This window comes from Streptomyces sp. KPB2, from assembly GCF_003950055.1.
GTDB lineage: Bacteria > Actinomycetota > Actinomycetes > Streptomycetales > Streptomycetaceae > Streptomyces > Streptomyces salinarius.
In genome coordinates this window covers 7,142,384-7,164,819 of record NZ_CP034353.1, presented here as the reverse complement: position 1 = coordinate 7,164,819, position 22,436 = coordinate 7,142,384, and the positions used below count along the sequence as shown (strand labels likewise).

At 73.1% G+C, this 22,436-nt stretch carries 23 protein-coding genes; 12 read left to right on the top strand and 11 right to left on the bottom strand.

The window, feature by feature from the left end; translation table 11 throughout:
- Positions 1-9: 9 nt before the first annotated feature.
- The 4 genes from D1J63_RS32420 to D1J63_RS32405 all read right to left on the bottom strand — a co-directional run bounded on the left by D1J63_RS32420 (position 10) and on the right by D1J63_RS32405 (position 3,966).
- Entirely contained in the window at positions 10-582 is a 573-nt protein-coding gene (locus D1J63_RS32420; protein WP_164713068.1) for a transglutaminase domain-containing protein, read from the bottom strand.
- A 98-nt stretch (positions 583-680) separates the two neighbouring features.
- Positions 681-1,751, bottom strand: a complete 1,071-nt coding sequence (locus D1J63_RS32415; RefSeq protein ID WP_125633834.1) for a low specificity L-threonine aldolase — start codon at positions 1,749-1,751, stop codon at positions 681-683.
- The gene (locus D1J63_RS32410; RefSeq protein ID WP_164713067.1) at positions 1,748-2,494 is read right to left on the bottom strand and encodes an SDR family NAD(P)-dependent oxidoreductase; all 747 of its coding nucleotides are present in this window, start codon (positions 2,492-2,494) and stop codon (positions 1,748-1,750) included. The genes D1J63_RS32415 and D1J63_RS32410 overlap by 4 nt, the downstream gene beginning before the upstream one ends.
- Before the next feature lie 68 nt (positions 2,495-2,562).
- Positions 2,563-3,966: a DUF6421 family protein gene (locus D1J63_RS32405; RefSeq protein ID WP_125633830.1), complete on the bottom strand. Its 1,404-nt coding sequence runs from the start codon at positions 3,964-3,966 to the stop codon at positions 2,563-2,565.
- 226 nt (positions 3,967-4,192) lie between these two features.
- Between D1J63_RS32405 and D1J63_RS32400 the strand changes: the two genes are divergently transcribed.
- The gene (locus tag D1J63_RS32400) at positions 4,193-4,876 is read left to right on the top strand and encodes a glycerophosphodiester phosphodiesterase family protein (protein WP_102928846.1); all 684 of its coding nucleotides are present in this window, start codon (positions 4,193-4,195) and stop codon (positions 4,874-4,876) included.
- Between the two features lie 25 nt (positions 4,877-4,901).
- Here the strand turns inward: D1J63_RS32400 and D1J63_RS32395 are convergent, their stop codons facing one another.
- Positions 4,902-5,441: a GNAT family N-acetyltransferase gene (locus tag D1J63_RS32395; RefSeq protein WP_125633827.1), complete on the bottom strand. Its 540-nt coding sequence runs from the start codon at positions 5,439-5,441 to the stop codon at positions 4,902-4,904.
- 86 nt (positions 5,442-5,527) lie between these two features.
- On the opposite strand from D1J63_RS32395, the gene D1J63_RS32390 reads away from it, so the two are divergent.
- A complete protein-coding gene (locus D1J63_RS32390; RefSeq protein ID WP_125633825.1) occupies positions 5,528-5,920 on the top strand; it encodes a VOC family protein in 393 nt (130 codons plus the stop codon).
- 120 nt (positions 5,921-6,040) lie between these two features.
- On the top strand, positions 6,041-6,805 hold the full coding sequence (locus D1J63_RS32385) for a VOC family protein (RefSeq protein ID WP_125633823.1): 765 nt from the start codon (positions 6,041-6,043) through the stop codon (positions 6,803-6,805).
- Between the two features lie 279 nt (positions 6,806-7,084).
- On the opposite strand, the gene D1J63_RS32380 is transcribed toward D1J63_RS32385, so the two are convergent.
- Together D1J63_RS32380 and D1J63_RS32375 are read right to left on the bottom strand one after the other, a co-directional pair.
- Positions 7,085-7,657: a MarR family transcriptional regulator gene (locus D1J63_RS32380; protein WP_125633821.1), complete on the bottom strand. Its 573-nt coding sequence runs from the start codon at positions 7,655-7,657 to the stop codon at positions 7,085-7,087.
- The gene (locus D1J63_RS32375) at positions 7,654-9,342 is read right to left on the bottom strand and encodes an FUSC family protein (RefSeq protein ID WP_164713066.1); all 1,689 of its coding nucleotides are present in this window, start codon (positions 9,340-9,342) and stop codon (positions 7,654-7,656) included. The genes D1J63_RS32380 and D1J63_RS32375 overlap by 4 nt, the downstream gene beginning before the upstream one ends.
- Positions 9,343-9,542: 200 nt before the next feature.
- Here D1J63_RS32375 and D1J63_RS32370 point away from each other — a divergent pair, with 200 nt between their 5' ends.
- From D1J63_RS32370 to D1J63_RS32350, 5 genes are all read left to right on the top strand, one after another.
- A complete protein-coding gene (locus tag D1J63_RS32370) occupies positions 9,543-10,148 on the top strand; it encodes a DUF5134 domain-containing protein (protein WP_125633817.1) in 606 nt (201 codons plus the stop codon).
- Between the two features lie 701 nt (positions 10,149-10,849).
- Complete coding sequence (locus D1J63_RS32365; protein ID WP_125633815.1) at positions 10,850-11,785, top strand: M56 family metallopeptidase; 936 nt, start codon at positions 10,850-10,852, stop codon at positions 11,783-11,785.
- A 45-nt stretch (positions 11,786-11,830) separates the two neighbouring features.
- Positions 11,831-12,505 carry a phosphatase PAP2 family protein gene (locus D1J63_RS32360; RefSeq protein WP_125633813.1) on the top strand — a complete coding sequence of 225 codons (675 nt, stop codon included), beginning with the start codon at positions 11,831-11,833 and terminating at the stop codon, positions 12,503-12,505.
- Between the two features lie 80 nt (positions 12,506-12,585).
- Positions 12,586-13,275 carry an HAD-IA family hydrolase gene (locus D1J63_RS32355; protein ID WP_125633811.1) on the top strand — a complete coding sequence of 230 codons (690 nt, stop codon included), beginning with the start codon at positions 12,586-12,588 and terminating at the stop codon, positions 13,273-13,275.
- Positions 13,276-13,420: 145 nt separating this feature from the next.
- The gene (locus D1J63_RS32350; RefSeq protein ID WP_102931106.1) at positions 13,421-14,158 is read left to right on the top strand and encodes a TetR/AcrR family transcriptional regulator; all 738 of its coding nucleotides are present in this window, start codon (positions 13,421-13,423) and stop codon (positions 14,156-14,158) included.
- Here D1J63_RS32350 and D1J63_RS32345 read toward each other — a convergent pair.
- Positions 14,146-15,648, bottom strand: a complete 1,503-nt coding sequence (locus tag D1J63_RS32345) for a hypothetical protein (protein WP_125633809.1) — start codon at positions 15,646-15,648, stop codon at positions 14,146-14,148. The two genes, D1J63_RS32350 and D1J63_RS32345, sit on opposite strands and share 13 nt — an antisense overlap.
- 208 nt (positions 15,649-15,856) lie before the next feature.
- Between D1J63_RS32345 and D1J63_RS32340 the strand changes: the two genes are divergently transcribed.
- Positions 15,857-16,510 (top strand): DUF305 domain-containing protein, encoded by a 654-nt coding sequence (locus D1J63_RS32340; RefSeq protein ID WP_125633807.1) that lies wholly within the window; start codon positions 15,857-15,859, stop codon positions 16,508-16,510.
- A gap of 54 nt (positions 16,511-16,564) precedes the next feature.
- Here D1J63_RS32340 and D1J63_RS32335 read toward each other — a convergent pair whose 3' ends face one another.
- Complete coding sequence (locus tag D1J63_RS32335) at positions 16,565-17,020, bottom strand: DUF6214 family protein (protein WP_125633805.1); 456 nt, start codon at positions 17,018-17,020, stop codon at positions 16,565-16,567.
- A gap of 171 nt (positions 17,021-17,191) precedes the next feature.
- Positions 17,192-17,554 (bottom strand): helix-turn-helix transcriptional regulator, encoded by a 363-nt coding sequence (locus tag D1J63_RS32330; protein WP_125633803.1) that lies wholly within the window; start codon positions 17,552-17,554, stop codon positions 17,192-17,194.
- Between the two features lie 144 nt (positions 17,555-17,698).
- Between D1J63_RS32330 and D1J63_RS32325 the strand changes: the two genes are divergently transcribed.
- Together D1J63_RS32325 and D1J63_RS32320 are read left to right on the top strand one after the other, a co-directional pair.
- The gene (locus D1J63_RS32325; protein WP_125633801.1) at positions 17,699-18,778 is read left to right on the top strand and encodes an NADH:flavin oxidoreductase/NADH oxidase; all 1,080 of its coding nucleotides are present in this window, start codon (positions 17,699-17,701) and stop codon (positions 18,776-18,778) included.
- Between the two features lie 212 nt (positions 18,779-18,990).
- A complete protein-coding gene (locus tag D1J63_RS32320) occupies positions 18,991-19,791 on the top strand; it encodes a pectate lyase (RefSeq protein WP_125633799.1) in 801 nt (266 codons plus the stop codon).
- A 4-nt stretch (positions 19,792-19,795) separates the two neighbouring features.
- Here the strand turns inward: D1J63_RS32320 and D1J63_RS32315 are convergent, their stop codons facing one another.
- The gene (locus D1J63_RS32315; protein WP_164713258.1) at positions 19,796-20,548 is read right to left on the bottom strand and encodes a PaaX family transcriptional regulator C-terminal domain-containing protein; all 753 of its coding nucleotides are present in this window, start codon (positions 20,546-20,548) and stop codon (positions 19,796-19,798) included.
- A 102-nt stretch (positions 20,549-20,650) separates the two neighbouring features.
- Between D1J63_RS32315 and D1J63_RS32310 the strand changes: the two genes are divergently transcribed.
- Positions 20,651-22,354, top strand: a complete 1,704-nt coding sequence (locus D1J63_RS32310; RefSeq protein ID WP_125633795.1) for a DNA alkylation response protein — start codon at positions 20,651-20,653, stop codon at positions 22,352-22,354.
- Positions 22,355-22,436: the final 82 nt, after the last annotated feature.

The window sequence follows — 22,436 nt, the reverse complement described above, 5'->3', positions numbered from 1 at the left end:
CCGGACGGATCACAGGGCGGTGGGGAGGCTCTCCCACAGGTGCGGGCGGTCGACGGCCCCCTTGAGGGCGTCCAGCACCTTCGGATGCGGCGCCGCGTACAGCTCCGGGTAGTCCGCCTCGCCCGCCGCGCGGTCCGGCGTGAAGGCCAGCCGCTCCCGCCCCAGGGAGAACCGCGCGTTCACGCCGGGCTTGTTCCCGCGCGGATCCTGCCGGTGCCAGGCGCCGTCCAGTCGTACCGCGACCAGCCCGTGCACCACGTCGAAGCGCTGATAGCACAGCGCCGTGGGGATGTCCTCGGCCCGCAGCAGCGCGGCCAGCGCGTGGGCCTTGGCGTAGCAGATGCCGGTGCGCTGCTCCAGGACGTCGGAGGCCCGCCAGGTGACGCGCGGGTCCCCCGAGTCCTGTGAGTGCGGGATGGTGTCGCGCACGAACTCGAACGCCAGCCGTGCATAGGCATACGAGTCCTCCGCCTCCCTGGCGAGTCGGCCGGCCACCTCTCGCACGTGCGGATGCTCATGATTGATGGCCTCGTCGGCAGCGAGATAGGCAGACAGGTCAGAGGTCTTCTGGATCAGCTCCATGCCCGCAGAGCATAGGAAAGCGATCACCCGTCAGTCAATGACTTTTCAGGTGACCGCATACCTATGCATACCCCGAGGGTGCCGCGATCGAGGGCCCGTCAGCGCGCCATCTCCTCCTTGACGGCGGCCACGAACGCGTCGACGTCGTCCTCGGTGGTGTCGAAGGCGCACATCCAGCGCACGTCCCCGGCGGCCTCGTCCCAGAAGTAGAAGCGGAAGCGCTTCTGCAGGCGCTCGCTCACCTCGTGCGGCAGCCGGGCGAAGACCGCGTTGGCCTGCACCGGGTAGAGGACCTCCACACCGTGCACGGCCCGCACGCCCTCGGCCAGGCGCCGGGCCATCTCGTTGGAGTGCCGGGCGTTGCGCAGCCACAGGTCCTTGGCCAGCAGCGCCTCCAACTGGACGGACACGAAGCGCATCTTGGAGGCGAGCTGCATGGACAGCTTGCGCAGGTGCTTCATGTGCCGCACCGCGTCCTGGTTCAGCACCACGACCGCCTCGCCGAACAGCGCGCCGTTCTTGGTGCCGCCGAGGGAGAGGAGGTCGACGCCGACCGCGTTGGTGAACGTGCGCATGGGCACGTTCAGCGAGGCGGCGGCGTTGGCTATCCGGGAGCCGTCCAGGTGCACCTTCATGCCGTGCGCGTGGGCGTGCTCGCAGATGGCGCGGATCTCGTCGGGCGTGTAGAGGGTGCCCAGCTCGGTGCTCTGGGTGATCGAGACGACCTGCGGCATCGCGCGGTGCTCGTCGTCCCAGCCGTACGCCTGCCGGTCGATCAGGTCCGGCGTGAGCTTGCCGTCCGGGGTGGGGACGGTGAGCAGCTTGAGGCCGCCCATGCGCTCGGGGGCGCCGCCCTCGTCGACGTTGATGTGCGCGCTCTCGGCGCAGATCACCGCGCCCCAGCGGTCGGTGACCGCCTGGAGCGCGACGACGTTGGCGCCGGTGCCGTTGAAGACCGGGAACGCCTCGGCGGTGGAACCGAAGTGGCTGCGGATCACGCGCTGGAGGTTCTCGGTGTAGTCGTCCTCGCCGTACGCGACCTGGTGACCGCCGTTGGCCAGGGCCAGGGCGGCGAGCACCTCCGGGTGGGCCCCGGCGTAGTTGTCACTGGCGAAACCGCGGACCTCGGGGTCGTGATGGCGACGCGCGTCGGTCTTCGGGGGGTTCACGGCTTCTCGGTCAGCCACAGACGGTTTCCGTTCACTTCCGCGGCGGGCTCGTCCCAGACGCCGGCGACGGCCTCGGCGAGGTCACGCACGTCCGTGAAGCCCGCGAACTTCGCGTTGGGGCGCTCGGCGCGCATCGCGTCGTGCACCAACGCCTTGACCACCAGGATCGCAGCCGCCGATGTCGGCCCCTGCTCGCCCCCCGCCTTGCGGAAGTAGTCCGCCATGGCCAGCGTCCACGCCTCGGCGGCGGCCTTGGCGGCGGAGTAGGCGGCGTTGCCCGCGGTGGGGCTGGACGCGCCGGCCGCGCTGATCAGGACGTAGCGGCCGCGGTCGCTGCGCTGGAGCGCCTCGTGGAAGGCGAGGGAGGTGTGCTGCACGGTGCGGACGAGCAGCTTCTCCAGGAGGTCCCAGTCGCCGAGTTCGGTCTTGGTGAAGGTCTTGCTGCCGCGCCAGCCGCCCACGAGGTGGACCATGCCGTCGATCCGGCCGAACTCCTTCTCGGTGCGGTCGGCCCAGGCCCGGGTGGAGTCCAGGTCGAGCAGGTCGACGGTCTCGCCCGTGACGGTGGCGCCGCCGTGCGCGTAGCGCGCCGCGTCCACGGCTTCGGCCAGCCGTTGCGGGTCGTTGTCCGCGCCGACGACGGTCGCACCCGCCTCGGCGAGCCGCAGCAGCGCGGCCCGTCCGGCGGGTCCGCCCGCCCCCGCCACCGCGATCACCGCGCCGTCGAGCGCCCCGTTCCCCATGGTCCTCGCCTCCCGAGCCTGCTGAGCCTGTGTCTGCCGTGCGTGTTCCTGCCCGTTGCCGCCGTCGCTCACGCGGCGGCCCGCTCGGTGCCGTCCGCGGCCCGGGTGATGCCCCGGGTCGAGGCGATCACCTTCTTGAGCTTCTTGGACAGGGCCTCGTAGAACATGCTCAGCGGAAACTCGTCGGGAAGCACGTCGTCGACGAGTTTGCGCGGCGGGAGGGTCAGGTCCAGGGCGTCGGGACCCTTGGCCCACTTCGAGCCGGGGTGCGGTGCGAGGTAGGTGGAGACCAGCTCGTAGCCGGCGAACCAGTGGACGATCTTCGGGCGGTCGATGCCGTCGCGGTAGAGCTTCTCGATCTCGCCGCACAGCTGGTTGGTGACCTGCGGGGCGCGCTGCCAGTCGATGAACAGCTTGTTGTCCGTCCAGCGGACCACGTCGTGCTTGTGCAGGTAGGCGAAGAGGAGCTGGCCGCCGAGGCCGTCGTAGTTGCGCACCCGCTCGCCGGTGACCGGGAAGCGGAACATGCGGTCGAAGAGCACCGCGTACTGCACGTCGCGGGCCTGCGGGACGCCGTCGTCCGCCAGCTTCACGGCCTCCTTGAAGGCGGTGAGGTCGCAGCGCAGCTCCTCCAGGCCGTACATCCAGAACGGCTGGCGCTGCTTGATCATGAAGGGGTCGAAGGGCAGGTCTCCGTGGCTGTGGGTGCGGTCGTGGACCATGTCCCACAGGACGAACGCCTCTTCGCAGCGCTTCTGGTCGTGCACCATCGCGGCCACGTCCTCGGGCAGCTCCAGGCCCAGCAGGTCCACGGCGGCCTCGGTGACGCGGCGGAAGCGGGCGGCCTCGCGGTCGCAGAAGATGCCGCCCCAGGAGAAGCGCTCGGGGGCCTCGCGCACGGCGATGGTCTCCGGGAAGAGGACGGCCGAGTTGGTGTCGTAGCCGGCCGTGAAGTCCTCGAAGGTGATGCCGCAGAACAGCGGGTTGTCGTAGCGGGTGCGCTCCAGTTCGGCCAGCCAGTCGGGCCAGAACATGCGCAGCACGACCGCTTCGAGGTTGCGGTCCGGGTTGCCGTTCTGCGTGTACATCGGGAAGACGACCAGGTGCTGGAGGCCGTCCGCGCGGTTCGCGGCGGGCTGGAAGGCCAGCAGCGAGTCGAGGAAGTCGGGCACCTCGAAGCCGCCGTCGGCCCAGCGGCCGAGGTCGCTCACGAGGGCCTCGTGGTACGCGCGGTCGTGCGGCAGCAGCGGGGACAGCTCGCGCACGGCCTCGGTGACCCGGCGTACCGCGTCCCGGACGCCGGCCGGGTCCGGGGCACCCTCGGCGTCGAAGTCGATCGACCCGTCCGCGGACTGCCATGGCCGGATCTGCTCCACGGCATCCTTGAGCACGGGCCACGCCGGGTGCTCAACCACCCTGCTCGCCGGAGGAATACTCTCCTCCGCACCCACCTGCACAAGAATTTCCGTCATGTCCCATCCTCCACGGGAGAAGCTAGCGTGACGACACCGTAGACATACGACGTTTCTCCAATCAAGGGGTGGCTCCGTAAATTATCCTGCCGCACCCCGGACTTCGCCGCACTTTTTCCTGTCGAGCGCCGGATTCGTATACCCGGCGCGGCACGGGGGAAACGGTCCGGCAGGGCCGTTAGGCTGCGCCCTGCCCACGCCGACGTCGACGGAAGCGAGTCGAGCCTTGAACTTCCTCACCATCGGTCACCGCGGAGCGATGGGTGTCGAACCCGAGAACACCCTGCGCTCCTTCGTCGCCGCCGAGCAGGCCGGCCTCGACGTCGTCGAGCTGGACCTGCACCTGAGCAAGGACGGCGCGCTCGTCGTCATGCACGACGCCGACGTGGACCGCACCACCGACGGCACCGGCGCGATCGCCGACAAGACGCTGGAGGAGCTGCGCGCCCTGGACGCCGGGCGCGGGGAGCGGATCCCGGTCTTCGAGGAGGCACTGGACGCCGTGTCGGTGCCGTTGCAGGCCGAGATCAAGGACGCTGCGGCCGCGCGCGTCCTCGCCGAGGTGATGCTCCGCCGGGACCTGGTGGACCGGGTGGAGGTGATCTCGTTCCACGACGAGGCCATCGTCGAGATCGCCCGGCTGGTGCCGGGGGTGCGGACCGCCCTCGTCGCGCAGTACTACGGCCCCGAGGTCGTGGACCGTGCCGTGGCGGCGGGGGCCCGGACCCTGTGCCTCGACATCAACCGCATCACGCTGGAGATCGTGAAGAAGGCCCGCAAGGCGGGGTTGCGCGTCTTCTCCTGGACCGTGAACACCCAGGACCACCTGCGGCTGGTGCGTGCCCTGGGGCTGGACGGCGCCACCACCGACTACCCGGAGATCAAGCGCACCGGCCGCTTCACCGCCTGAGCGGCCGGAGACGGCCGCGTGCGCGTCAGGCCAGCGGCTTGACCAGCAGCTCGAACCGGAGGTCGTCGCGCTGCGGGATGCCGAAGCGCTCGTCGCCGTACGGGAAGGGGGTCGTCCGTCCCGTACGGCGGTAGCCGCGGCGTTCGTACCAGGCGATGAGGTCCTCACGCACGGAGATCACGGTCATGTGCATCTCCGTGACGCCCCACGTCGTGCGGGCCTGCCGTTCCGCCTCCGCGATGATCGTCTTGCCCAGCCCCTCGCCCTGGAGCGCCGGGCTGACGGCGAACATCCCGAAGTAGGCGTGCGCCCCGCGGTGCTCGAGCTGGCAGCAGGCCACGATCACGCCCTCCCGCTCCACCGTCAGCAGACGGCTGTCGGGCGCCTCGACGACGTCCAGCACGCCCTGCGGGTCGGTGCGCTGCCCCTGGAGGATGTCCGCCTCGGTGGTCCACCCGGCCCGGCTGGACTCGCCCCGGTACGCGGACTCTATGAGGGCAACGAGCGCGTCCACGTCGTCGGCGGTGGCGTCGCGGTAGGTCAGTGGGCTGGGCGCGGTGTCCATGTGGGGCCACTCCGGTTCGTTCTCGGGCGCGTCGCGGGCACCGATGAGCGTAACGCCGCCGGCGTGCGCCACTACGCTCGGGACGCATGGTGCACGTACTCAGCAGCCGGACCCTGCTCCGCCCCACCGACCCCGACCGCTCGCGCGCCTTCTACGGCGAGCAGCTCGGCCTCGCCGTCCACCGGGAGTTCGGCACGGGCCCGGATCGGGGCACCGTCTACTTCCTCGGCGGCGGCTTCCTGGAGGTCTCGGGGCGTGCCGAAGCCCCCGTCACCCCCGCGCTCGCCCTCTGGCTCCAGGTCGAGGACGCGGCGGCGGCCCACGAGGAACTGCGCGCCAAGGGGGTCGAGATCGTGCGTCCGCCGGTCAAGGAGCCGTGGGGCCTGGTGGAGATGTGGATCGCGGACCCGGACGGCACCCGGATCGTGCTGGTGGAAGTGCCCGCCGAGCATCCGCTGCGCTACCGGCCGGGGATCTGAGCCGCCCGGGACGCACGGCGACCGGGGCTCGCACCCGCCGGATGGCCGCGGCCCCGGCCCGGCCTTAGCGTGCTGAGGGGGACGGACGGTCCGCGGCCCCGGCGGAAGGACGCCACCACGATGAAGCTCCACGAACCGGTGACCGGCGGGCCCTGCTGGGCGGAGCTGGGGACCACCGACCTGGAAGCCGCCAAGAGGTTCTACACCAAGCTGTTCGGCTGGCGCCCCGAGACGGACCGGCGGCAGCAGGCGGGCGGCTACACGATCGCCCGGATCGGCGACGCGGCGGTCGCCGCTCTGACGCCGCTTTACCAGCCGGGTCAGCCCGTCGCGTGGAACGTGTCCTTCGCCGTGCGCGACGCGGACGCCACCGTGCGGGCGGTGACGGCGGCCGGCGGGGCGGCGTTGCAGGGGCCCACGGACGTCTTCGACGCGGGCCGGTTCGCGGTGGCCGCCGATCCGACCGGGGCGGTGTTCCAGCTGTGGCAGGGCCGCTCGTTCCCGGGGGCCGGGCTGTTCAACGCGCCCGGCTCACTGGGCTGGGTGGAGCTGCTGACCCGGGAGCCCGACCGGGCCGCCGACTTCTACGAGACGGTGTTCGGCTGGAGCGTCACCGCCTCGCGGCGCTATCCGCAGTGGGGCATCGACGGGGCGGACTTCGGCGGCATGGTGACGATGGACGACAAGTTCCCGCACGAGGTGCCGGCGCACTGGCTGCCGTACTTCGCGGTGGCGGACGTGAACGCCGCCGCCGTCGACACGACCGACGGCGGCGGCAGCGTGCTCATGGAGCCGACCTCGGTACCCGACCAGCCACGCATCGCGGTGCTGCGGGACCCGCAGGGCGCGATGTTCGGCGTGTACCGGGCGGGCGCGGAGCGCTGATCGCCCGGCGCGTGAGAGGCCGGCGCGCGGGAGGCCTGCACGGGAGGCCGGCGCGCGGGAGGCCGGCGGGAGCCCGGCGCGCGGGAGGCCGGCACGCGGGAGCCCGGGGCGCGAGGGGCCGGCGCGGGAGGCCGGCACGCGGGAGCCCGGGGCGCGAGGGGCCGGCGCGGGAGGCCGGCACGCGAGAGGCCGGGGCGCGAGGGGCCGGCGCGGGAGGCCGGCACGCGAGAGGCCGGCGGGAGCCCGGGGCGCGAGGGGCCGGCGCCGTGCGGGCGGCGATCAGGTCCGCAGCGCGTCCAGGCGGCCCTCCAGCTGGCCGAGGAGCCCGCCGAGGAGCGCCGCCAGCTCGTCCTGCCGGGGCCCGTCCACGCCGGACAGGACGGCGGACTCGTAGGCGAGCTGTTCCGGCAGGATGCCGTCGACGAGCTCGCGCCCGGCGTCCGTGAGGCGGAGGTGGGCGACCCGGCGGTCCCGCGTGTCGCCGCGCCGCTCGACGAGGCCGCGCTCGGTGAGCTGCTTGAGGCGCTTGGTGACGGCGGCGCCGGAGGAGAAGGTCTCCCGGGCCAGCTCGCCCGGAGTCAGCTCGTGGCCCGTGCGGCGCAGCGCGCCGAGCAGGTCGAACTCGGCGCGGCTGAGGCCCGCCCGGCGCAGCGGTGCGTCCTCGGCCTGCTGGAGCAGGGCGGCGCAGCGGTTGATGCGCCCGATGATCTCCATCGGCCCGGTGTCGAGGTCCGGGCGGACGGCACGCCACTGGCGCACGACGGCGGCCACGGTGTCCCCGCCCGGTCCCGTCCTGCCGTCGCCGGCCGGCCCCTCGTGGGCTCCGTGGGCTCCCCCGTCGGTTGTGGTCATGGCCGTACGTCCTCCGTTCTCGTGCCCGTGTCCCGGTCCGGACGCGTTGTCTGGCGTCGCACCGCCTCGGCGAGCGTACGGTGTCCGGACTGCTCGGCGAGCACGACCCTCTCCTGGGGCAGTGCGCGTCCCCACCATTCGCCGGCCGCGCCGTCGGCGGTGGCCCGCAGGTCGGTCAGCGCGGCGGCCAGGCCGCGGCGGGCGGCCTCCAGGGCACCGGGGGCGGGGGCGGGCTCCGCGAGGAGGCGCGCGGTGCGCTCCCGGGCGCGGTCGGCCGCGGTCACCGCCTGCTCGACGCGACCGCCGGCGCGCCGGTTGGTGACGACCACGGCGGCCAGGAACCCGACCAGGGCCCCGACGAGGGTGTCCACGGCCCGCTCGGTCATCAGGTCCCCGGGGGCCTGGTGGCCGGCGAACTCGGTGACGAGCAGGGCCATCGGGGTCACGCAGACGGTGCCGAGCCAGTAGTTGCGGGTGATGAGGGCCTCGGCGCCGAAGTTGAGGGCGACACAGCACAGGACGAGGAGCACCTGCCCGAGGTGGGCGAGTGGGGCTATGGCGGCGAAGAGCAGCACGCCCGCGAGGTTGCCGACGACGCGCTGCACGGCCCGGCTCCAGGTCAGAGTGATGTTGGCCTGGTAGAGCGCGGCGGCGGTGACCAGGGCCCAGTAGGGGCGGCCGATGCCGAGGGCGAGGGAGGCGTAACCGGCCAGCGCGCAGCCGAGGGCGGTGCGGACGGCGATCGGGGTCAGCGGACCGAGCCGGTGCCGCAGGGATGCGGGGCGGGCGGCGAGTTCGGCGTCCGCGCCGAGGAGTTCGTCGGTGTCGGCCGGGGCGTCGCCGGTACGGGGGATCCGGCCGCCGCCGCGCAGGGCGTGGGCCCAGGCACGCAGCCGCTCGGGGTCGGTGTCGGCCGGTGCGGCCAGAGCCACCTCGGCGCGGACGACGAGGCGTTCCAGGGCGCGCCGGGTGGTGGCGCGGGCGCCCGTCGCGGGCAGGGACAGCAGCGTCTGCCAGGCGGCCTGTACGGCGGCGTACCCGGCGGCGCGCAGCGGGGCGTGGCCGTCGCCGGTGCCGCGGGTGGCGGCGTACGCGGCGGCGGCGTTCAGTGCCTGGGCGGTGGCCCGGCGTTCCGGGCCGTGCGGGCGGACCAGGGCGGGTGCCATGCCGACCAGCCAGGCCCAGACGCCGGCGGCGGTGGCCAGCGCCAGGTGCCCGGGGACCTGGGCGAGGGTCTGCGGGGCGAAGAGGGCGGCGGAGGTGATGAAGGCCGGGATCACGTGGCCCGGCGGGCCGACACGGGTGGCGTCGCACACTGCCTTCTGCACGGCCGCCAGCAGGGCGCCGACGGTGACGAGGACGACGGCGTCGCGGGTGAGCGAGGCGGCGACCAGGGCGACTGCGAGGCCGCCGATCATGCCGAGCACCACCCCGGCCAGGGTGCGGGCGCGGGCGGCGTAGGGGCGGTTGTGGGCATAGAGCGCGCACAGGGACCCGGCCATCGTGTACATCGCCAGGTCGAGCCGGCCGAACGCCAGCAGGAGCAGGTTGGGCGGGGCCACGGCGGCGACCGAGCTCAGGGCGGGTTTGAACCAGATCTCGGAGGGACGGCGCAGGCGCAGCACGCCGGCCAGGGACAGACGTCGGGCCGGTGAGGTGCCGGGGGTGGGGGTCGCACTGCTCATGGACATGAGATTAACAAGTGTTTTACCTGTAAATCAAATACCGCCTGTGGGCCAGCCTGCCCCACCGACCAGCGGCGATCCACTGCGGCAGGCGCGCACGCTCCCCCTGATGCCCCCGCGTACACCCTTGCGCTCGCGTGCGCGCCGCATGGCCCGGGCAGTCCTTGACGGACCGTGGACCGCGGAACGGGGAGGTGCGTGTGCACGGACCGGCGTCGTCCGGATGGCTGCTGGTCGCGCTGTGCGCGGCGACCGGCGCCTACTGTCTGCTGCGGATGCGCAGCAGTGTCGAGGAACAGCGCAGTGCCGCGGGCGGTGAGGCCCTGATGGGGTTCGGCATGGCGGCCATGGCCGTGCCCGCGGCGGTGTTCACGCCGCCGGCCTGGGTCTGGCCCGGCTACGCGGTGGTGTTCGGCGCGGCGGGGCTGCGGGCGTTGTGGGCGGCGCGGTCCGGGCGCCATCATCTGCACCACTTGGTGGGCGCCGCGGCGATGGTCTACATGGCGGTGGTGATGGCCGGCTCCCCCGCCCACGCGCACGCCCACGGCGCGTCCGGCACCCCGGTGCTGACCGGGGCGCTGCTGCTCTACTTCACGGGATACGTCCTGCTGACCGGCGTACGTCTGATACCCGTCGTGGCAGTGGCGGGAAGCGGCGCGGGGGCACCACCCGTGCCCCTGCCCGGGCAGGGCCCGGGTACCGACGGCCCCGTCGCGGCGGGCGGGTGGGGCGACCGACCGGAGCTGGCGCGCGCCTGCCGGCTCTCCATGGCAATCGGAATGCTGGCCATGCTGCTGCCCCTGTGACACCGGCGGCGGGCTCGGGCCCACGGTCCGGCCGGTCCCGCCCGGGGCCCGGCGCCCGACCAGGGGGCCACGGATCTGCCCTGGGGCCCACGGTCCGCCCGGGGCCCGGGGGTGGTCTGGGCCCGGGGGTGGTCCGGGGCCCGCCCGGCGCCCGAGGCCCGCTGAGGGGGCACGCTCTGCCGTGGGGCCCACAATCACGGTCCCGCCCGGGGCCGACGGTCCCGCCCGGGGCCCGGGGTCGGTCCGGGTCTCACCCGGCGCCCGAGGCCCGCCCGGGGCCCGGCGCCCATCCAGGGGCCACAGATCTGCCCTGGGGCACACGGTCCGCCCGGGGCCAAGGGTCGTTCCGGGCCCCGCCCGGCGCCCGAAGCTCGTTGAGGGGGCACGGTCTGCCCGTGGGGCCCACCATCACGGTCCCGCCCGGGGCCCGGCAGTCCGGCCCGGGGCCGACGGTCCCGCCCGGCGCCCGACCAGGGGCCACGGATCTGCCCCGGGGCACACGGTCCGTCCCGGGCCGCGGTCGGGCGCCGGCCCGTAGTCCCTTCAGGGGCCGGGTTCCGTCCTGGGCCCGAGGTCCGCCCCGGGGGCCGGGGTCCGTCCAGGGCCCGGCCTGCCCAGGGTTCGCCGTGGGCAATCGTTGCCTGCGTCACTTTGCGCCTGCGGCCGTACTGCTGACGGCGCCGCGCTCATAGGCTGCCCCCATGATTCTCCCCGCGGCACTGCTGCTGCTCGGCGCGCTGACCGCCGTGCTCGCCCCCAGGCTGCTCGCCCGGGCCGACTGGCCGGACCGTGAACCGGTGGTCGCGCTGTGGGTCTGGCAGTGCGTGGTGGCGGCGGTGATCGTGTGCTGCGCGCTGTCGATGACGTTCAGCGCGGCGGCGGCCTGGCACGCGGTGGGCGGGCCCGTCTTCGCGACCGCTCCCGGCCCGGTGGTCGAGGCCTACGCGCTGGGCACCTCCGGCCTCTGGGCGGACACGACCGCCGTCACGCTGGCCTGCGGCGGCCTGTGGAGCGTCGCCATGCTGACCCGGGAGGTCGTGCGGGCCCGTTCCCGGCGCCGGCTGCGCCGGGCCGAGCTGAGGCACCGCGCTCCGCTGCTGCCCGGCGAGGAGCCCGGCACGAGCCGGCTCGTCGTCCTGGAGGGCGAGCGGCCGGACGCCTGGTGGCTGCCCGGCACTCCCCCGCAGCTGGTGGTCACCACCGCGGCGCTGCGCCGCCTGGAGGGCCGCCAGTTGGACGCGGTGCTCGCCCACGAGAAGGGCCACGCGCAGGCGCGGCACGACTGGCTGCTGAACTGCTCCACCGCGCTGGCGGACGGCTTCCCGCAGGTTCCGGTCTTCGCGGCGTTCCGCGACGAGATGCACCGCCTGGTCGAACTCGCCGCCGACGACGTGGCCTCCCGCCGCTTCGGCCGGCTGACGACCGCCCTCGCGCTGGTCGAACTCAACGAGGACCGCGGCGTCTTCGGCCCGTGCCCCACCGGCGGGGCCCACGTCCCGCAGCGGGTCCACCGCCTGCTCACCCCGCCGAACCGGCTGACGGCGGGCCGGAGACTGCGGCTGACGGCCGCCGCCGCGCTGGTACCGGTGATCCCTGTCCTGGTGGCCTTCGCGCCGGGGCTGAGCGCACTCGGCTGACCGGGGAACTGGCCCCGGAACCACCGGTTCGGGGAGGATCGCAGCATGCAGACGCCGCCGGTCGACTCCCCGCCCGCCCCGCCGCAGCCGCCGCGCACCGTCCTCCGCGTCACCTGGGTGCTGAGTGTGTGCTCCGCGCTCCTGCTCGCCCTGGTGGCCGTCGACTGGGGCCCGTTGGTGCGGCTGGACGACGACATCGCCGTCACCACCCACCGCTGGGCCGTCGACGAAGGCGGCGTCACCCACGCGATGCGGATCCTCACCGACTGGGTGTGGGACACCTGGACGATGCGTCTGCTGTGCGCGGCGGTGGTGCTGTGGCTGTGGTGGCGCCGGGCCGACCGGTGGACGGCCGTGTGGCTGGGGGCGACGTGCCTGCTGGGCAGCCTCCTGCAACAGGCCCTCAAGGCCGCGGTGGACCGCCCCCGCCCGGTGTGGCCCGACCCCGTGGACTCCGCGCACTACGCGGCCTTCCCCTCCGGGCACGCCATGACCGCGACGTTCGTGTGCGGCCTGCTGGTCTGGCTGCTGCACCACTACGGCGCCGGCCGCGACCTGCGCCGGGCCGGCCTCGCCGTGGCCGTGGTCTCCGTGGCCGGGGTCGGCGTGACGCGGGTGTGGCTCGGCGTCCACTGGGCCACGGACGTCCTCGGCGGCTGGCTGATGGGCGCCCTGATCGTGGCGCTGGCGGTGCTGGTGCACCGGCGATGGCATCCGTGAGCGGGGCGATCCACCGGGCCGCCCCACCCGAACCGCCGCACCACTCCCGGCGCCCCCACCCCCCGCCTAGGATCCGGTCCATGACCGCCGTTCTGTTCGACTTCTCGGGCACGCTGTTCCGTGTCGAATCCACCGAGTCCTGGCTGCGCGCGACGCTCGACGACGCCGGTCTGCGGCTGCCCGCGCCGGAGTTGGCCGAGACGGCCGAGGCGCTCCAGCGGGCGGGAGCCCTGCCCGGCGGCGCCCCGCCGCTGCGGGTGCCGGAGGAGCTCGCGGAGGCGTGGGAGACCCGCGACGAGAGTTCGGAGCTGCACCGGGCCGCGTACACCGGACTGTCCCGGCAGGTACCGCTGCCGGACCCCGGCCTGCACGACGCGCTGTACGAGCGGCACATGTCACCGGGTGCGTGGAGTGCCTACCCCGACGCCGCCGAGGTGCTGGGCACGCTGCGCGGGCGCGGAATCGCCGTGGGGGTGGTCAGCAACATCGGCTGGGACCTGCGGCCGGTCTTCCGGGCGCACGACCTCGACCGGTACGTGGACGCCTACGTCCTGTCGTACGAGCACGGCATCCGCAAGCCCGATCCCAGGCTGTTCGGGGTCGCCTGCGCGGCGCTGGGCGTGGAGCCGGGACGGACGCTGATGGTCGGGGACGACCGGCGTGCGGACGGCGGCGCGACGGCGCTGGGCTGCGGGGTGCACTTCGTGGACCACCTGCCGGTGGCCGAGCGTCCGGCGGGGCTGCGGCCGGTGCTGGACCTGGTCCCATAGCCCGAGGCAACCAACCGAGTGGTGCCGCCCGCCTCGGACGATCCCCCGTGTCGCCCGAGGCAGACGGTAGCCGGAGCAGCCCTGGAGGCCCCTCCGTCTGCGCCGAGTATAGTTGGCTGGCAGCCAGTCAACGCAGGAGTACAGGATGTCCCCGCGCAGCGCCTCGGTCAATGAAGAATTGCGGCGGCGCTCGAAGGAGCGTCTCCTGCAGGCCGCCGTGGAGCTCGTGGGCGAGCGCGGGTACGAGGCGACGACGCTGGGCGACATCGCGGACCGGGCGGGCTCGGCACGCGGACTGGTCTCGTACTACTTCCCCGGCAAGCGCCAGCTGGTGCAGTCCGCCGTGCACCGGCTGATGCACCGCACCCTGGAGGAGGCCCTGGAGCGCGAGCCGCGCACCACCGAGGGGCGCGAGCGGCTGGCACGGGCCATCGACGCGATCCTGGGGCTCGCCCGGGACCGTCCGGTGCTCATGCGCCAGCACATGGCGGGACTGCTCCAGGCCGAGGTGGGTTTCGTGCCCTGCCCGGAGCAGCGGCGGCTGGCGGAGCTGCTGCGGGACACGGTGGTCCGGCACGGCTCGCGGGACGTCGACCGCGACTATCCGATGCTGCGCGCCCAGCTGATGGGCGCCGTCTTCGCGGCGCTCGTGCCCGGGGTGCCGATGCCGGTGCCGGAGCTGCGCGCCGAGTTGTTCGAACGCTATCGGCTGGACTGGAAGCTGGGTGTCCCGCCGGACGCCGAGGCGCCCGGCGGGACGGAGTGCGACCCGGACCTGTCGCGGTTCTTCGCGACCGGCGTTTCGGACCGGCCGGCCCGGAGCGACGGGACCGGCCGGGCGGACCGCACGGATCCGGCGGGCCGGACCGCTCAGTCGAAGTAGTCCGGCTGCGTCTGCGTGTTGAGCTCCCGCAGGTGGACCCGCTTGGCCGGGTCGGTGCGCCGGTCGCTGAGCTTGAGGACGTCGAATCCCTTGGCGATGTCGTTCGAGTAGATGTAGCCGTTGTAGTAGTACGCCGACCACGAACCGCCGGTGTTCATCGTGTCGGTGCTCAGCGGTCCCCGCTCGAAGTAGGCGATCTCCCTGGGCCGCGAAGAGTCGGTGAAGTCCCAGACGGAGACACCGCCCTGGTACCAGGCCTGGACCATGATGTCCTTGCCCTTGACCGGGATCAGCGAACCGTTGTGGGCCACGCAGTTCTCGGTGTCCGCCTGGTGGCGCGGGATCTTGAAGTAGCTGCGGAAGACCAGCTTGCGGTGGTCGCCCCGGCCGACGATGTCGTAGATGCCGTCGGCGCCGCGGTTCGGGCCGATCTCCGCGTTGCAGGTGGCGGCGCCGCCGCCGCCCAGTTCGTCGGTGAAGACGACCTTGTTCGCGCGCTGGTTGAAGGTGGCCGAGTGCCAGAACGCGAAGTTCACGTTGTCCTGGACGCGGTCGATGACCTTCGGGTGCTCGGGGTCCTTGATGGAGAACAGGATGCCGTCACCCATGCAGGCGCCGGCGGCCAGGTCCTCGGAGGGCAGGACGGTGATGTCGTGGCAGCCGGTGGTCTTGGAGACGCCCGGGTTGGTGGGCCCGCCCGGGTTGCCGCCGCCGTCGGGCCCCTCGCCGGGGAAGAGCACCGGGAAGCCCACGAGGGCCGCCCGCTCGGGGGCCTTGCGCGGCACCTTGATCACGGAGATCCCGTCGTGCGGCGGCTGGCAGTCGGGGTAGGCGGCGTTCGGCGAGTAGGAGGAGACGTAGATGTAGACGTTGCTGCGCTCGGGCACCAGCGTGTGAGTGTGCGAGCCGCAGGCGGTCTCGACGGCGGCGACGTACTTCGGGTTCCGCTTGTCGCTGATGTCGAAGACCTTCATGCCCTCCCAGGAGGACTTCTCGGTCGCGGGCTGCGTGGTGCTGTTGCAACTGCTGTCGCTGCGCGAGGAGTCGGTCGACAGGAAGAGCAGGTCGCCGGAGACCGAGATGTCGTTCTGCGAGCCGGGGCACAGCACCTGGGCGACGGTCTTCGGCTTCTTCGGGTTCTTGATGTCGAAGATGCGGAAGCCGTCGTAGTTGCCGGCGAAGGCGTACCGGCCCTGGAAGGCCAGGTCCGAGTTGAAGCCGGACAGCGCGTCCTTGGGGATGTTGGTCAGGTGCTCGATGTTGTCGGAGTGGACCACCTCGTCCTGGCCGGGTATCCCACCGCTCTCGATGGCGTCGCGGACCTCGGCCCGCGCGCTCTTGGACACCTCCTTCGACGTGGCCGGACCGTCCCCGGGGTCGGGGGTCGCCATGGCCGGGCCGGCGGTGAGCAGCGCGGACAGGAGTCCGGCGGCGGCGGCCGCGACTCCCAGACGTCTGCGCCGCGTTCGCGGGTCGTTCAACAGGGTCACTGTTTCCTCCCAACGTCCGTTCCGGTTGGAACGGTTCACGCTCCCGGCAGTATCGTCTTCGCCATGCCCATATCAACAGAGGGCAACAAACACGCAATGAAGTTTTTTGATCACGGACGCGCGGAAGCGCGCTAGGACGGTCACCGCACCCACAAGGTGCCCCGCTTCCCTCCACCCAGAGGGGCCCCCGCAGTCACAGGAGGTCGTTGTGTCCTTTCGCCCCGCGATGTCCGGCGCTTCGCTCGTCACGGCCTCGTTGACCGCCTTGGCGGTGCTCGGGCTGGGGGCCTGCGACTCGGGCCCGGACACCGGTTCGGCGGCTGCCGCCGGGCCCTCGGTGATCGCCCCGGGCAAGCCGGGCGAGGGCAACCGGACCCTGTCCGCCGAAGACGCCGAGAAGCGGCGGGCCGACGACTCCCCCAACTCCGCGGACGTCTCCTACGCGCGGATGATGATCCAGCACCACGCCCAGGCGCTGGAGATGACCGAACTGGTGCCCAAGCAGGCCGAGTCCGGCCAGGTCAAGAAGCTGGCCGAACGGATCGCCGCCGCCCAGGGCCCGGAGATCAAGGCGATGGAGGGCTGGCTCGTGACCCACGGCGAGAAGGTGGCGGGCGGCGGACACGATCACTCCGCGATGCCGGGCATGGCGACCGAGGCACAGCTGAAGAAGCTCCGGGCGGCACGGGGGAAGGCGTTCGACCAGCTCTTCCTCACGCTGATGATCACTCACCACGAGGGCGCGATCAGCATGGCCACGGACGTGAAGTCCGAGGGCAACAACGTGCTGGTCGAGGAGATGGCCGACGACGTGGTCGCCCAGCAGACGAGCGAGATCACCCGGATGCGCGCGATGCTGTGACGGCGCGGCGGTCCGGTGGCCGGCTCGGCACCCGGCCCGGCGCCCGGGCGCGACTCAGCGACGCGCGCGACGGGGCGCCAGGAAACCCTCGTCGCGCGCCTGGCCGATCAGCCTGAGCGACTTGCGCCTGCTGTGCCCGGTCGCTCGCATCACCGCGAGGACCGGGTCACCGCCCTCCTCCCGGGCCGCCGTGTACTCCCGAGCGACGAGCCTGCGCCCCTCCCGGCCGCGCGGCCACGCGGGCCGGGCCCGCCGCGACCCGGCCGGCAGGCCACGGGCGGGAGCGGGCACGCAGGCCTCGAAGAGCGGGTCCTCCAGCCACTCGGCCAGTACGGCCAGGTCGTCGAGGGACAGCGGCGGCCGGGCCCGTACGTCCTCGACCCGCACGTCCTCACCGGACAGCACGGCGAGCGCGTCCACCCGGGCGCCGTCGGCGAAGGTGAGCCGGACATCGAACCACGAGGTCGTGGTGGAGCCCTCACTCACCACCCAGGCGTGCCGCACGGACATCTCACCGTCGTCCGGACAGCGGTCGGAAAGCTGAAGAGAACGATCAACGAAGGATGCTTCGAGCACATACGCAACGTAACCGAATGATCACATTCCATACGAACAGAACACGCTTCGTTCACCGCGGGCGACACCCCGTCAGCGGAGCGGGCCCGCGCGACCCGGCCGGAGTCAGTCGCTCCGCAGGGCCGCGGCCTGGCGGGCGGCCGCGGCCAGCAGGGCGTCGAGCAGCCCGGGGAAGAGGGCGTCCAGGTCGTCCCTGCGCAGGCCGTTCATCTTGGCCGTGCCCCGGTAGGCCTGCCGCACCACCCCGCTCTCGCGCAGCACCCGGAAGTGATGGGTGGTCGTGGACTTGGTGACCGGCAGGTCGAAGTACGAGCACGCGAACAGGGCGTCACTGTCGGCGGCAAGGTCCCGCACGATGCTCAGCCGTACCGGATCGGACAGCGCGTGCAGCACTCCTTCGAGCCGGATCTCCGCACGCGTCGGGTGGGGCAGCTCGCGGGTGCCGGCGGCAGTGGCGGCGGGGGGCACGGCGACTCCAGTTCGTTCGTCGGGGGTCTCACCGGTCGGGAGGGATTCTCATTGTACGAGGAACGCCGTAGTTTGACACCTGACGTACTACGAGAGCTATCGTATGAGCCGTTCGCCCCGCCTCGACCCAGGGAGCAGCCCGCCATGAGCGCCCTCTTCCAGCCCTTCCGGCTCCGTGACACCACGATCCCCAACCGGATCTGGATGTCGCCGATGTGCCAGTACTCGGCCGCCCCGGAGGGCCCGTCGGCGGGCGTGCCCGGCGACTGGCACTTCGCGCACTACGGAGCCCGCGCGGCGGGCGGCACGGGCCTGATCGTCGTGGAGGCCACCGGCGTGTCGCCCGAGGGCCGCATCTCCCCGCAGGACCTCGGACTGTGGAACGACACCCAGGTCGAGGCGTTCCGCCGGCTCACGGGCTTCCTCCGTTCCCAGGGCACGGTTCCCGGGATCCAGCTGGCCCACGCGGGCCGCAAGGCATCGACCGCGCAGCCCTGGAAGGGCGGGACGCCGGTCGGGCCGGACGCGCACGGCTGGCAGCCGCTGGCACCGAGCGCCCTGGCCTTCGCCGAGCGGCACCCGGTGCCGACCGAGCTGACGGTCGCGCAGATCCAGGAGGTCGTCGGCCGGTTCGCGGACGCCGCGCGCCGGGCACTGGCCGCCGGTTTCGAGATCGCCGAGATCCACGGCGCCCACGGCTACCTGATCCACGAGTTCCTGTCGCCGCACTCCAACCACCGCACCGACGCCTACGGCGGCTCCTACGAGAACCGCACCCGGTTCGCGCTGGAGGTCGTCGACGCGGTCCGGGAGGTCTGGCCCGACGACAAGCCGCTGTTCTTCCGCGTCTCGGCCACCGACTGGCTGGAGGAGGGCGGCTGGACCCCGGACGACACCGTCCGCTTCGCCCGCGACCTCCAGGGACACGGCATCGACCTGCTCGACGTGTCCACCGGCGGCAACGCCCCGCGCGTCCGGATCCCGACCGGGCCCGGCTACCAGGCCCCCTTCGCCGCGCGCGTGAAGGCCGAGACCACGCTGCCGGCCGCCGCCGTCGGCCTGATCACCGACGTCGAGCAGGCCGAGAAGATCCTGGCCAACGGCGAGGCCGACGCGGTACTGCTGGGCCGCGAGCTGCTGCGCAACCCGTTCTGGGCCCAGCACGCGGCACGCGAGCTCGGCGCGACCGTCCGGGTGCCGGACCAGTACGGCTGGGCCGTGTAGGGCGGGCGGACAGGGGCGGGGGTTTCGCGCGAGGCGTTGACCAGAAAGCGCTTACCCTCTACGGTCCGTTCATCAGCATGACCGATGCGAGCGCCGCGGCTGCACCTTTCCACGCAACCGCGGTCGCGCGTGCTCGCCATCGGTCATGTTGACGGACAACATTCACGTACATGTTCCGTTCCACCCCCACTCCCTATGGAAGGGACCAGAACATGACCCCTGTGACCCGCCCGCGCGCACGGCGCGCCGTGACCGGCGCGCTGGGCGCGCTCGGGCTCTCGGTTGGCATGCTCATGACCTCCGGAGCCTCCTCGGCCCAGGCCGCCACCTGGCCCACCCCCAACGGCAGCGAAGGCGTCTCCTCCACCATCTCCGTGTCCGGCACCAAGGACTACGGGATGAAGCGCCTGTACGGCACCGGCGACCTGGGCACCGGCGGCCAGGACGAGGACCAGGGCCCGATCCTGGAACTCGCCCCCGGCGCCGTCCTCAAGAACGTGATCATCGGCGCCCCCGCCGCGGACGGCGTCCACTGCAAGGGCAGCTGCACGCTCCAGAACGTCTGGTGGGAGGACGTCGGCGAGGACGCGGCGACCTTCCGGGGCTCCTCGTCGTCGAACGTCTACACGGTCTCCGGCGGCGGCGCCAAGGAGGCCGGCGACAAGGTGTTCCAGTTCAACGGCGCCGGCACGCTGAACATCTCCGGCTTCGCCGTCAAGAACTTCGGCACCTTCGTCCGGTCCTGCGGCAACTGCTCGACCCAGTACAAGCGGACCATCAACCTCAGCGGCATCGAGGTCAACTGGAAGGGCGGCCGGATCGCCGGGATCAACACCAACTACGGCGACAGCGCGACCCTGCGCAACATCACGATCGTCGGGGACAGCAGCAGGAAGATCGTCCCGTGCCAGAAGTACATCGGCAACGACGACGGCGACGAGCCGGACTCGAACGGCTCGGGCGCCGACGGCACGTACTGCAAGTACTCCTCGTCCAACATCACCTACAAGTGAGGCGTCAGGTCCGGGTGCCGTGCGCCCGGACCCGACCGGACTGCTCCCGCTGGTAGCGCGCGTAGGCGTCCCGCAGGGCCGCCCCCGGCCAGTGCGGCGGGAGCAGCTCCGCGGGCAGCACCGGGTCGGCGAGCAGGTGCCGTACGACGGCCGCGAAGACCGTGAGACGGTCGGCCGGACGCCGGACGAGGTCGATGTGGGCGAGCAGCGCCCGGGCCGTGTCCGCCCAGTCGGCCAGCGGCCACAGGCGCGCGGCGAGTTCCGCGGCCGGGGAGCCGGGGCGCGAGACGAGGCACTCGGCCACCCGGTCGAGGTCTGCGGGCAACGGGCGGTCGAGGTTGGCGGGGCGCAGCCAGACACCCTCGCGGAGTTCGGCCAGGCGCAGGGCGGTCAGCCGGGTCCGCAGCTCGGCACGGGCGGCGGGGCCGCGCCCCGTCGCGGTGATCACGAGCGTCTCCCAGTCGCCGTCCCACGCGCGCGTGTGCGGGCCGAGCGCCTCGTCCTGGCGCCGCTGGCGCTCCAGCAGCCGCTCGCTGAGCCGGTAGCCGGTGTCCGTGCGCCGCAGGTCCCCGGCGGCGGCCATCCGGCTGAGCGCCGCGCGCGCGGTGGAGGCGCCGACGTCGAAACCTTCCACCAGTCGCACCAGTTCGCGCGCCGGCAGCTCCGGCGGGTGGGTGCCGAGCAGCAGGCTCAGGACCACCGACCGCGCGGACAGCGGACGCAGCGTGAGCCCGTCGAAGGCCCCGGAACCGTTCATCCGCGCGGGCACGTGTCGTTCGTCCACATGGGCACGTACTGTACGTGCGTCCACCGTGTTGCACTATTGCTGCGGTCGCACGGAAAGTGCAACACTCGGGTCATGACGACACTCGCGCAGGAGCCGCCGTACGAGTCCCACGAGCCGTCCGGGGAGTCCGGGGGCGGCCCGGAGGGGTACGCGACGCACGACGTCACCAATCAGCCCCCTCCCCTGCCGCCCTACGACGCGTCCGACGACGCCGCGCTGCTGGAGGGCGTCCGGCGGGAGGGCGCCGGGAGGGCCGAGGACGGGCTGCGGCGGCTGGGCCGGCGGGCGGGCAGCGCGGAGGCGCAGGAGTGGGGCGACCTCGCGAACCGGCACGAGCCCGTGCTGCGCACGCACGACCGGTACGGCAACCGGATCGACGAGGTCGAGTACCACCCGAGCTGGCACCACCTGATGCGGGTGGCGGTCGGCGAGGGCCTGGCCGGAGCGGCCTGGGCCGACGACCGGCCGGGCGCCCACGTGGCACGGACCGCCGGCGGACTCGTCTGGGGGCACACGGAGGCGGGGCACGGGTGCCCGACGTCGATGACGTACGCGGCCGTCCCGGCCCTGCGCGCCCAGCCCGAGCTGGCGAAGGTCTACGAGCCGCTGCTGACCTCCCGGGAGTACGAGCCGGGGCTGCGCAGGCCCACGGAGAAGCGCGGTCTGCTGGCCGGCATGGGGATGACCGAGAAGCAGGGCGGCTCGGACGTCCGCACGAACGCCACGACGGCGACCGCGACCGCCGAGCCCGGCGTGTACACGCTGCGCGGGCACAAGTGGTTCACGTCGGCGCCGATGTGCGACGTGTTCCTGGTGCTGGCCCAGGCGGCCGGCGGGCTCTCCTGCTTCCTGGTGCCGCGCGTGCTGCCGGACGGCACCCGCAACACCTTCCGCATCCAGCGCCTCAAGGACAAGCTCGGCAACCGGTCCAACGCCTCCTCGGAACCCGAGTTCGACGGGACGGTGGCCTGGCTGGTCGGGCCCGAGGGACAGGGCGTCAAGACGATCATCGAGATGGTCAACTGCACCCGGCTGGACTGCGTGATGTCGTCGGCGACGCTGATGCGCAAGACCCTCGTCGAGGCCGGCCATCACGTACGGCACCGCAGCGCCTTCGGTGCCCGGCTGGTCCACCAGCCGTTGATGCGCAACGTCCTGGCCGACCTCGCGCTGGAGTCCGAGGCCGCGACGACGCTCACCCTGCGACTGGCCGGCGCGGCCGACCGTGCCGTACGCGGGGACGAGGGGGAGGCGGCGTTCCGGCGGATCGCCACCGCCGTCGGCAAGTACTGGGTGACCAAGCGCGGACCGGCGTTCACCGCGGAGGCCCTGGAGTGCCTGGGCGGCAACGGCTACGTGGAGGAGTCGGGCATGCCCCGCCACTACCGCGAGGCGCCGCTGCTGTCGATCTGGGAGGGCTCGGGGAACGTCAACGCCCTCGACGTGCTGCGGGCGCTGCGCCGCTCCCCCGCCACGGCGCACGCCCTCTTCGGCGAACTCGCCCTGGCGCGCGGGGCGGACGCCCGGCTGGACGCGGCGGTGGCCCGGCTGGAGACGGGGCTCGGCGCGGCGTCCGAGACCGGTGCCCGCCGGCTGGTGGAGCTGATGGCGCTCACCCTCCAGGGCTCCCTCCTGGTCCGGCACGCCCCGCCCGCCGTCGCCGACGCGTTCTGCGCGACCCGGCTCGGCGGCGACTGGGGGCACGCGTTCGGCACCCTGCCGGACTCGGCCGACCTCGACGGCGTCCTGGCCCGGGCCCTGCCGCGGGAGGGCTGACCGAGCACCCCTGCCAAGCCACCTCACCGGACCCGACACCACCGCCCTGACCTGCGGCGACGCCCTTTCCAGGGGTGACTGT

Coding starts and splice junctions, on each gene's coding strand:
- D1J63_RS32315 (WP_164713258.1), bottom strand. CDS start 20,548: ATGAACGGTTCCGGGGCCTTCGACGGGCTCACGCTGCGTCCGCTGTCC.
- D1J63_RS32335 (WP_125633805.1), bottom strand. CDS start 17,020: ATGTCCGTGCGGCACGCCTGGGTGGTGAGTGAGGGCTCCACCACGACC.
- D1J63_RS32350 (WP_102931106.1), top strand. CDS start 13,421: ATGTCCCCGCGCAGCGCCTCGGTCAATGAAGAATTGCGGCGGCGCTCG.
- D1J63_RS32325 (WP_125633801.1), top strand. CDS start 17,699: ATGAGCGCCCTCTTCCAGCCCTTCCGGCTCCGTGACACCACGATCCCC.
- D1J63_RS32420 (WP_164713068.1), bottom strand. CDS start 582: ATGGAGCTGATCCAGAAGACCTCTGACCTGTCTGCCTATCTCGCTGCC.
- D1J63_RS32365 (WP_125633815.1), top strand. CDS start 10,850: ATGATTCTCCCCGCGGCACTGCTGCTGCTCGGCGCGCTGACCGCCGTG.
- D1J63_RS32310 (WP_125633795.1), top strand. CDS start 20,651: ATGACGACACTCGCGCAGGAGCCGCCGTACGAGTCCCACGAGCCGTCC.
- D1J63_RS32410 (WP_164713067.1), bottom strand. CDS start 2,494: ATGGGGAACGGGGCGCTCGACGGCGCGGTGATCGCGGTGGCGGGGGCG.
- D1J63_RS32390 (WP_125633825.1), top strand. CDS start 5,528: ATGGTGCACGTACTCAGCAGCCGGACCCTGCTCCGCCCCACCGACCCC.
- D1J63_RS32355 (WP_125633811.1), top strand. CDS start 12,586: ATGACCGCCGTTCTGTTCGACTTCTCGGGCACGCTGTTCCGTGTCGAA.
- D1J63_RS32360 (WP_125633813.1), top strand. CDS start 11,831: ATGCAGACGCCGCCGGTCGACTCCCCGCCCGCCCCGCCGCAGCCGCCG.
- D1J63_RS32380 (WP_125633821.1), bottom strand. CDS start 7,657: ATGACCACAACCGACGGGGGAGCCCACGGAGCCCACGAGGGGCCGGCC.
- D1J63_RS32405 (WP_125633830.1), bottom strand. CDS start 3,966: ATGACGGAAATTCTTGTGCAGGTGGGTGCGGAGGAGAGTATTCCTCCG.
- D1J63_RS32395 (WP_125633827.1), bottom strand. CDS start 5,441: ATGGACACCGCGCCCAGCCCACTGACCTACCGCGACGCCACCGCCGAC.
- D1J63_RS32385 (WP_125633823.1), top strand. CDS start 6,041: ATGAAGCTCCACGAACCGGTGACCGGCGGGCCCTGCTGGGCGGAGCTG.
- D1J63_RS32375 (WP_164713066.1), bottom strand. CDS start 9,342: ATGAGCAGTGCGACCCCCACCCCCGGCACCTCACCGGCCCGACGTCTG.
- D1J63_RS32320 (WP_125633799.1), top strand. CDS start 18,991: ATGACCCCTGTGACCCGCCCGCGCGCACGGCGCGCCGTGACCGGCGCG.